The sequence below is a fragment of the Lactobacillus delbrueckii subsp. delbrueckii DSM 20074 = JCM 1012 genome (assembly GCF_001433875.1).
Lineage (GTDB): Bacteria > Bacillota > Bacilli > Lactobacillales > Lactobacillaceae > Lactobacillus > Lactobacillus delbrueckii.
The window spans coordinates 1-4,182 of sequence record NZ_AZCR01000087.1; the positions used below are offsets into that span (position 1 = coordinate 1).

Below are 4,182 nucleotides of genomic sequence, written 5' to 3' on the forward strand. Positions count from 1 at the left end.
ATTTTTTGTGCTCTGATCCAGTGAAAACGATTTTTCTTACTGGATCGGAACAGTGTTCAGTTTAATTTTACAATCGGCGGACAATAATTTTTTAGAAAAAGAATATCCTTCCAGTAAAAATTGGCGGATCAAGATGGACCATATCAGCCGCGATACAGCCAGCTACCGGCAGTTAAGAAAAAATCTGATTACCATCGCTGAACTCGTCGACCAGCCGATCAGTGACAGTATCCGCTTTTTAATTTTGAGCGAATTTTTTCAAATGATTGCCCTGATCGACAGCGAATATACTGAAAAAACTGCCGTCACAACGCCGCCAAACCAATCTTTGGCTGACACGGTGATCGCCTACATCGCCAACAACTCTTCCACCAATATCACGGCACAAAGCATTGCTGAACATTTTAGAATTTCACAAGTGACTTTAAATAAAGAATTGAGCCAAGTGACTAAACTTCCTTTAGGCAAATACTTAAAACAAGTCCGGCTCATGCATGCCAGATACCTCTTGCTGAGTACAAACTATTCCGTCGCCTACATTGCCAATTACTGCGGCTTTTCTTCAGCCAAAGTTTTAGAACGTAATTTTAAAGCCTGGAAAAAAATGACCCCCAGCCAATATCGCAAAGCTTTTAGCAAATATTTCAATGAATAAAAAACGGACAAGCCAAACTTGCCCGCTTTTTCGTTTAACCTGCAGTATTGCTCAAATGAATCTCCCGGTCAAATAACTGCCGCATCTCTTCAGTCAAGTTGTGCGCGATAAAAACAATCGTTGCATCGTTTTGCAACAGATTCTGCAGAATTTCCAAGCCATTGTGTGCATCGATGGCTGAAGTGCCTTCATCAATGAAAATCAGCTGACTGTCATGGATCTGTGCTCTGGCCAAAACCACTTTTTGCCGCTGGCCGCCAGACAGGGCATGCTTGCCTTGATCGAGTTCCGTATCTACTCCTGCCGGGAATTTAGCCAGATCTTTTTCCAAATTCAACTGCTTAACAAAATGCATTACCCGGTCATTCAGCTTGGAGTTAAACATTGTAATGTTTTCCTTGATTGTACCTGGAAAGAGAACCGGATCTTGCGGAACATAACCAATTTGAGACAGGTCTGGCCGCTCAATTTCTTGCCCGGCTTCGTTTTTAAAACAAATCTTTCCAGTCGCCAATGGCAACTCCTGCAGGATCAGCTTAAAAAGCGTAGATTTTCCAGTCCCGCTGTCACCTGACAATAAGATTTTTTCTCCCCGCTTGATTTGAAAATCCGGATAAGTGATTTTTTCCTCATTACTAAAAGCTACAGACAAGGCTTGAACTGACAATGACTGAAAATGGTCCAAACTTTCAGTCTTTTCTAAGTGGTCGGTCTGAACTGCAAGCTGCTTTCTGAGCTTGGCGTTTAAAGTCTTGCTTGACTGCAAAATAGTATATTGGTTGACCACAACCCCCAGTTCAGTAAAAATCGTGCTGGCAAAGTTGCCAATGCTAAAGAAAACACCGAAATTCATCCGGCCAGTAATAATCAAGACACCTGAAACGAGCAAAATCAAGGCCTGGGACAACACGTTTGCGGCATTGTTGACGCCGCTGGCAACTTGCATCCGGCCGGACCGTCTGACATTGGCATCTTCAAGTCGCTTTCCTTGAGCAGTCGTCACCGCCAAAAGCTTCTGCTTGACGTGGTATCTCTGCAAAACGCTCAAACCGCTAAACCATTTTTCCAGCATATCGAGATAACGCTTGTTTTCATTAGAAATATCATCCATAGCCTTTTGCAAAGCTGGAGATAAAAATCGAGGCATGAAAAACATCAACACTGCAAGAAGCAGAATTACCAGCAATAAAAGCCAGCTGTAGGTAAAGACGATGATTGAGGAAAGGACTACATCCAATCCACAAGCGGCAATTTTCAGCCATGGAGCCAGGAAATTTTCACCCAGCATGTTTAAATCTTGGGTCAAACTGTTCTGAACGCTGGAAACTTTTGGTGCCTTGTTACCACTGTTGTAGATTTTTTCCACTTCAGCAGACCGAAGCTTGTGGAAATACTCTTGAGTCTGTTTGTCATACAAGTAATTGGCTCTATAAGACAAGCTGCTGCCGATGGAATTAACCACAAAATTAATCCCGATAATTGTCACGAAAAGCAGCAGGTTTCCTTTGCGCAAGCTGTCCCCCAGCAGTGTCAGCAAGGCGTTGTTGCCGGCCAGAAGCGCGCTGCCGCCAATAACTAAAAGAATGATCGCGATAAACCTAACTCGGTTGCCCTTGATAAAATCTGAATAATACAAAACACTCACAACCTTTTTAAATCTATAAAATTCCCATTTGCTTAGCTTGTTCTATCAAAAATATAATTCCAGCATTTCCATCCGCAAAGTCTAAGCTTATGCGCCTAAACGACTCATCAACCATGTATCTATTACCATTAGAAACAATTGAGTACAACGGAAGATTCCTAAACATTTCCCTTATATCATTATCTCGTTTGCTTGATTTAAATATTTTTTGAATTTCTGAAGGACGTATATGAAACTTCCTAATCCTCTATACAGAGAACTATTTTTAGGCATATGTTCTTGAGAAATAGAATTAACTAAATCTAGAATCGACGCATCATATTTGGTATCATGAAATTTTTCCCTGTATTCTAGCAAAATGTTGATCATACCTGCCGTGCCGTCAGCAAAATATGGTGATAAATATGTTGAATATTCCGTTATCCAATTTTTATAGTACACAAGAGTAATGCATATACTTGAACTAATGAGGTTTCCGCTAATCGCTCATCCCCATCCTTAAGCATCTCCACCAATCTCTTGCCTTCTGAAATAACATGGTTATGCATCTTTTTTTCAAAAAATATATCATTAAAGATCGTTGGCTTTTGGAGATACTCCTTGTAGATAGACACCATATTCTCATTGAATATTAAATCCGTATCTTCCTCAAAGAAAAGAGTTTTCTTATCATCAATTTGTATTCCATCAATCATGGCCAGATATACAGATTTAACAAGTTCGTATTGAAAGTCATCTAAAGAAACCAAATCTTCGGAATTATAGAGGTTCTCACAATCCATCTTATCTAACACTTCAACCAAATTATCTAACCGCTGATTTGGATCTTCTAATAAGTCCATGATGACATCGACAAAAACTTTTGGAAGATTATGAGTTGACGCATACTGCTTAAAAAAATTAATTGTCATAGCGCCACTATGATCGATCAACAAGAACATATTTCCTCGACAGAAAAATGATATCAATAAATATGCTAATTGTTGATTATCTTGAGCAATTGGGGCTAAAAATGGTGTATTTTCATCAAAGAAGCCTTCAGTACGTGCAAAAAAAGCTATTTTCGAATGATCTTCTAAAAATACGCTTTGCTCTAAATCTACAAAACTTACAAGGTTAGTTTCTGGATCTACTAAAACATTTTCCGATGATATATCTCCTAAAAAAATCCTTTCATCATGAAGTATCTGTACATTTTTCAATAGATCTGTAATCGATTTTCTGTAGTCATTGATTGTTTTCTTACGTAACTTTTTATCAATAAAATTATGGTGCGAATCCGCACGATAGTCATCAACACTTAGGCCGCACTTTTTTTCTTCACATAAAAAATAATCTTCGTCTTCTGAAAAATCAGCAATATAATTAGGAATAAAATCGAATTTCATCATTCTCTTTATATTTACCGCTTCATTCTTCAGCGAATCTGTACATGCTACCCCCAAGTTCATATATCCTGGATGCGCATTTTTTAGGACAAATTCCTCTTCACTACCGGCAACATGGGCTAAAAACGTAGCTCCTGAAGGCTTAGAATTTAGCCCTTCCGTTGGAATAATTTTCTTAAACAAGTATTTACATGTTTTACTATCATCTGAGTTATCTGGAAATGGATCATCAACCCAAGCTGGTAAGCGGTACTCCATACTCTCATAGTCCCTATATTCCTTTAATTTCGTAATAGGATTATAAATCCATTTATCCGGTCCCTTAAGCCTACCATACCTATAAAAAATTACGTTTGAATCTCTATATCGCCTGTCTGAAAATATTGCTATACCATCTTGAACTTTCAATACATTATTTTGGTTCAGTATAAATTCTTGTGTAAATAGAAAATAGGCAACAAAAAAGAAGGGTTGTCCCTTACAATGTTAATAAC

Annotated in this window: 4 protein-coding genes; 1 reads left to right on the forward strand and 3 read right to left on the reverse strand. The window is 38.5% G+C overall.

All coding sequences use genetic code 11. The features are described 5' to 3' along the window. Positions 1–133: 133 nt before the first annotated feature. Positions 134–655 carry a helix-turn-helix domain-containing protein gene (locus FD23_RS08260; RefSeq protein ID WP_230844787.1) on the forward strand — a complete coding sequence of 174 codons (522 nt, stop codon included), beginning with the start codon at positions 134–136 and terminating at the stop codon, positions 653–655. A 34-nt stretch (positions 656–689) separates the two neighbouring features. Here the strand turns inward: FD23_RS08260 and FD23_RS08265 are convergent, their stop codons facing one another. The 3 genes from FD23_RS08265 to FD23_RS08270 form a co-directional block, all read right to left on the reverse strand. After that, the gene (locus tag FD23_RS08265; RefSeq protein ID WP_025896450.1) at positions 690–2,300 is read right to left on the reverse strand and encodes an ATP-binding cassette domain-containing protein; all 1,611 of its coding nucleotides are present in this window, start codon (positions 2,298–2,300) and stop codon (positions 690–692) included. A gap of 171 nt (positions 2,301–2,471) precedes the next feature. Continuing rightward, complete coding sequence (locus FD23_RS10790) at positions 2,472–2,669, reverse strand: hypothetical protein (RefSeq protein WP_230844786.1); 198 nt, start codon at positions 2,667–2,669, stop codon at positions 2,472–2,474. A 50-nt stretch (positions 2,670–2,719) separates the two neighbouring features. Then, positions 2,720–4,096: a hypothetical protein gene (locus FD23_RS08270; RefSeq protein WP_231129756.1), complete on the reverse strand. Its 1,377-nt coding sequence runs from the start codon at positions 4,094–4,096 to the stop codon at positions 2,720–2,722. Positions 4,097–4,182 lie beyond the last annotated feature (86 nt).

Excerpts from the sequence above, each read along its gene's own strand:
- FD23_RS10790 (WP_230844786.1), bottom strand. The coding sequence starts at position 2,669 with ATGATCAACATTTTGCTAGAATACAGGGAAAAATTTCATGATACCAAA.
- FD23_RS08260 (WP_230844787.1), top strand. The coding sequence starts at position 134 with ATGGACCATATCAGCCGCGATACAGCCAGCTACCGGCAGTTAAGAAAA.